Here is a 5,604-nt window from a genome sequence, read left to right as displayed (position 1 = left end):
GAAGGCAGGCGAGGGTATTTCTCATAGTTCGAGAATTCAGGAAGATTTCGAAGAAACATATGAACTTCGTAGCCAAATCTACCACGCTCTAATGCCGTTTAGGGTAAAAGATATTCTTATTGTTTCAAGCCTATATGATGCTTTTATAATAGAAGAAGAAGGGTTGATTGCTGAATTAGTTATAGGTGAATATCAACATCTTCTTCTTAGTGCACCACCACGGGTTACACGTGTTTCTTCTGGAGAAAAAGCGTTATCAAAATTAAAGGAAAGAAGGTACGATTTAGTAATTACCATGGCTAAAAACATTGGGATGGATCCTTTTGAATTCGGTAAAAAAATAAAGGAAATCCGCCCAGATATGCCTGTTATTCTTTTAGCAACAGATAGAGCAGATATAAATCTGTTTCAGGAGGAAAACATCGCTGGTAGCGGCATTGATAAAATTTTTGCTTGGACAGGCAACCCAGCGCTTTTCCTTGCTATAATAAAATATGTTGAGGATAGCATGAATGTCCGCTACGATACAGTTAATGGAAACGTTCGAGTGCTTATAATGGTGGAGGATTCAATATATTACTATTCTATGCTTCTTCCAATTCTTTTAACAGAGGTTGTACAACAAACAAGGCGTTCTCTTTCTGATGATCTTAATGAGATGCAGCGACTTTTACGTAGAAGGGCTAGACCAAAAATATTACTTGCAACAACATATGAAGAAGCAGATTATTATTACAAAAAATACAAAGATTATCTCTTAGGTGTGCTATGTGATGTATCATTCAAACAGAGAGGTCAAGTAAACCCTGTGGCAGGGCATGAGTTTTTACAGATGATTCGCAAACAACTACCTCATCTACCATTACTTATGCAATCCTCTGAAGTTAAAAATAAGGAAAAGGCAGATGAATTGGATGCATATTTTTTGAATAAAAACTCACCAACACTTGTGCAAGATTTTCAGCATTTTCTATTGAACCACCTTGGTTTTGGGGATTTTGTATTTCTTTTACCTAAGAGAGAAAAACATCCTAAAAAGAAAACATATGAATTAAAACCAGAGGGAATTCATGTTCAAACAACGGAAATCGCGCGTGCATCTAACATGAAAGAATTTGAGGAGGTATTGCAAAAAGTTCCACTTGAATCTATTTTATTCCACTCTGAAAGAAATCATTTTTCAAACTGGCTTATGGCTAGATGTGAATTTGATCTAGCAAATGAGTTACGTCCAAAAAAAGTATCTGACTTTCCTGATCTTAATGCTATAAGAGAACATTTGATAGGAGTGTTCAATAATGCTCGGAGAAATAAACAGCGTGGCGTTATTACTGATTTTTCTAAACAAAAATTCGAATTTGATTCATCTTTTACTCGTCTTAGAGGGGACTCACTTGGTGGAAAAGGGCGAGGGCTTGCTTTTATGCGAGCTGTGTTAACAAGATATAAAATTGATGAAAAATACAATGATGTAATAGTAAAAGTACCAAACTCTGTTGTGATTGGTACACTTGAGTTTGATAGATTTGTCAATGACAACAATCTTTACAGATTCTTTGAAAATGAAGAACTCTCAGATGAAGAAATTGCAAAAGAATTTCTAAAATGTGAAATATGTGATGAACTTAAACAAAATCTTATGACAGTGTTGCAACATTTCAAGACGCCGATAGCAGTGCGATCCTCTAGTCTTCTTGAGGATTATCAAAATCATCCTTTCGCTGGTATGTATGACACCTTTTTATTGCCAAATAACCATGAAGATGATAATGTAAGATTGCAGCAACTTTGTCATGCTATTAAACTAATATATGCATCGGTATTCTATAAGGAACCAAAAGCATATGCTGAATCATTGTCGTTGAAAATAGAAGAAGAAAAAATGGCTATTGTCATTCAGGAATTGATAGGACAAGAATACAATGGTAGATTTTATCCGACTTTATCAGGGATAGCAAGATCATATAACTTTTATCCTATCTCTCATCAAACTGCCGAAGATGGTATCGCAAATATAGCTGTTGGTTTTGGTAAAGCTGTAGTTGGTGGGGAGAAAGTTTTTAGGTTCTCACCGCGTTATCCTGATCTAAACCCTGATTTTTCTACACCTGAATCTGCTCTTGAGCATTCGCAACGCGAGCTATATGTTTTGGATACATCAAACAAATACATTGATCTTAATGAACCAAAGATTGATACATGTAAAAAACTGAGAATCAATGATATAATAAGGGATGGTTCACTAGATCTGGTGGCTAGTACATATGATAGAAATGATGGTGTCATCAGGGATGGTTTGTCTGATGGTGGTTTTCCTATAATTACTTTTGCTGGCATCTTGAAATATGATGCATTTCCACTTGCCCCTATCCTCCAAGATATCTTGGTTGTTGGTCAAAAAGGTATGGGTTGCCCAGTTGAATTTGAGTTCGCAGTGAATATTGATCCAACAAATAAAACGCCCCCGACATTTGCTATCTTGCAGATACGTCCTTTTGTTATAGCACAGGAGAAATATGATATTCAGTTAGATAAAATAAAACAAGAACAGATATTCATCCGTTCTAATCGCGCTTTGGGAAACGGTTTAATAGACAATATTCGTGATATTGTTTATATCCCGTTTGAGAGTTTTGATTCATCAAAAACAGTTGAGATGGCTGAAGAAATTGGGGTAATAAATAAAAAACTAGTTGCCTCTTCATCCCCTTATTTGTTGATTGGTCCTGGTAGGTGGGGTACTCAAGATAGATGGCTTGGTGTACCTGTTCGATGGGGTCAAATTTCAGGTGTAAGAGTCATTGTTGAAACTGCATTGGAAAATTTCAACATCAAACCATCTCAAGGAACACATTTTTTCCAAAATATGATCAGCCGTGGTATCGGTTATATAGACATTCCTTTACATTCAAAGGAATGCACAATTGATTGGTCATGGCTTGATGGACAAACCTTAAACGAAAAAATGAAATTTGTTAATCACGTGCATTTAACATTTCCAGTAATCGTTAAAATTGATGGTAGATCAGGACATGCGGTTATAATTAAACCGGAGAAACAAAAAGTCGAATAATGTAGTTTTTCCATTTTAATAAAATATATTAACAGACTCTTTAGATACCTGTCTATCTTAGAAAAAATCTTGATAAGTGTTTATATGTATAAGATACTAGAAAAAAAGATATTATCTGAGTACGTAAAATTGATGAAAATAGAAGCGCCTTTGGTTGCAAAGAAAGCTCAACCTGGGCAATTTGTTATTCTTCGTATAGATGAGAAAGGTGAGCGTATTCCTCTTACTATCGCTGATTTTGATAGGAAACATGGTACTGTTACTATCATTTTTATGGAAGTTGGTAAAACAACAAAACAGCTTGGTAAATTGGATGTTGGTGATTTTATTGAAAACTTTGCTGGGCCGCTTGGTACTCCTTCTGAGATTAAGAAGTATGGTACTGTTGTGTGCATTGGTGGGGGTGTAGGGATAGCTCCATTGTATCCTATTGTTAGGGCTTTAAAGGAAGCAGGTAATCATGTTATTTCTATTCTTGGGGCTAGGACTAAACGTCTTCTTATGTTAGAGGATGAGATCAACGCTTTTAGTGATGAATTATACATTGCGACTGATGATGGCTCTAAGGGGCATTCAGGTTTTGTTAGTGATGTTCTACAAAAATTAATCGATGAGAAACGGAAGATAGACATGGTTATGGCTATTGGTCCTGTTATTATGATGAAGGTTGTTTCTGATCTTACTAGGAAATATAATATCAAAACCTTGGTTAGTTTAAATCCTATTATGGTTGATGGTACTGGTATGTGCGGCGGTTGTCGTGTTTCTGTTGATGGGAAAACCAAGTTTGCTTGTGTTGATGGCCCTGAGTTTGATGGTCATAAGGTTGATTTTGATAATTTGATGCTTCGTAACCGAAGATTTATCCATGAAGAAGGAGAATCCTGTAAGCTAGCAGGTGTTTAATGAGCGTACGTAAAACAAAACATGAGATGCCTGAGCAGCCACCAAAAGAGCGTATAAAAAATTTTAGAGAAGTACCACTAGGTTATACCAAAGAAATAGCGGTAGAAGAGGCTAAACGTTGTTTGCAATGTAAAAACAAGCCTTGTATGACTGGTTGTCCTGTTGAGATCGATATACCTGGTTTTATCAACTGTATCGCCCAGGGGGATTTTGAAAAAGCTGCAGAGGTGATCAAGGCTAAGAATAGTTTACCTGCTGTTTCTGGTCGTGTATGCCCATATGAGAGTCAATGTGAGGGCGAATGTACGCTTAAAAAAATTGGGGAATCTGTTGGTATAGGTAGATTAGAACGTTTCATTGCTGACTATGAACGTGAAAAAGGTGTGAAGATACCAGAAAAACCAAAACTACTTGGAAAAAAGGTTGCGGTTATAGGTGCAGGGCCTGCTGGTCTTACTTGTGCTGGTGATCTAGCTAAGATGGGTTATTCTGTCACTATCTTCGAGGCACTTCATGCACCTGGCGGCGTACTTATGTATGGTATACCTGAGTTTCGTTTACCGAAAAAAATCGTTAAGGCAGAAGTTGATTATATCAAAAACCTTGGCGTTGAAATAAAATATGATGTTATCGTTGGTAAAACAATCACTGTCGACGAGCTGATGAAAGATTATGATGCTGTTTTTGTTGGCACTGGCGCAGGGTTGCCGCAATGGTTGAATGTTCCTGGTGAAAATCTAGACGGGGTTTACTCAGCAAACGAGTTCCTAACACGGGTTAATCTCATGAAGGCATATGAGTTCCCAAAATATGATACACCAATTAAGATAGGAAAAAGAGTTGTTACCATTGGTGCAGGTAATGTTGCTATGGATTGCGCAAGAACCGCATTAAGATTAGGAGCAAAAGAATCATTTATTGTTTATCGTAGATCTAAAGAAGAAGCACCAGCTAGAAAAGAGGAAATAAGACATGCTGAGGAAGAGGGAATAAAGTTTTTCTTTTTAGCAGCTCCAACAAAATTTTTTGGGAATGAGCAAGGTAAATTAACAGGTATGGAATATATTCAGATGAAGCTGGGAGAACCAGATGAGTCAGGCAGGAGAAAACCGATTCCCATTCCTGAATCAGAATCTGTTATGCAGATTGATACAGCAATTGTTGCAATAGGCCAAAGCCCCAATCCACTGATTCCAAGAACTTTTAAAGGATTAAAGCTGGGAAAACATGGAAATATAATAACTGATGAGGACGGTAGAACATCGGTTCCTGGTGTTTTTGCAGGTGGAGACATTGCAACTGGTGCAGCAACTGTGATTCTTGCAATGGGTGCTGGGAAAAAAGCAGCGCGGGCCATTGATCAGTATATCAAATCAAAGAAATAACTTAACTGAAAAATTTTTTATAAAAATAAAATCGTTTGTTTCAATTTTAAATATTAATAGTTTTTATGCTCTTGAAAATCTACTGAATTTAAATTCAGCGTTATACTGAAAAGCTGAACCAACTAAATATCCAATAATAAGATAGGCAATTAATAATAAAAAAGGTAAAACTCCATTGTATCCAATTATAATTGAATATCCAAGAATTCCAGAAAATGTAACATCTAGTAAAATCGTTTT

Annotated in this window: 3 protein-coding genes; all 3 read left to right on the top strand. The window is 36.4% G+C overall.

What is annotated here, in order from left to right; all coding sequences use genetic code 11:
• A partial coding sequence (locus QHH19_06580) for a PEP/pyruvate-binding domain-containing protein (protein MDH7517988.1) occupies window positions 1–3,073 on the top strand: 3,073 nt, incomplete at its 5' end.
• An 84-nt stretch (window positions 3,074–3,157) separates the two neighbouring features.
• Entirely contained in the window at window positions 3,158–3,979 is an 822-nt protein-coding gene (locus QHH19_06575) for a sulfide/dihydroorotate dehydrogenase-like FAD/NAD-binding protein (protein ID MDH7517987.1), read from the top strand.
• Complete coding sequence (gene gltA / locus QHH19_06570; protein ID MDH7517986.1) at window positions 3,979–5,364, top strand: NADPH-dependent glutamate synthase; 1,386 nt, start codon at window positions 3,979–3,981, stop codon at window positions 5,362–5,364. The genes QHH19_06575 and gltA overlap by 1 nt, the downstream gene beginning before the upstream one ends.
• Window positions 5,365–5,604 lie beyond the last annotated feature (240 nt).

This window comes from Candidatus Thermoplasmatota archaeon (assembly GCA_029907305.1).
Lineage (GTDB): Archaea > Thermoplasmatota > E2 > DHVEG-1 > DHVEG-1 > JARYMC01.
The sequence above is the reverse complement of the archived record's forward strand: the minus strand, read 5'-3'. Positions and strand labels throughout refer to the sequence as shown.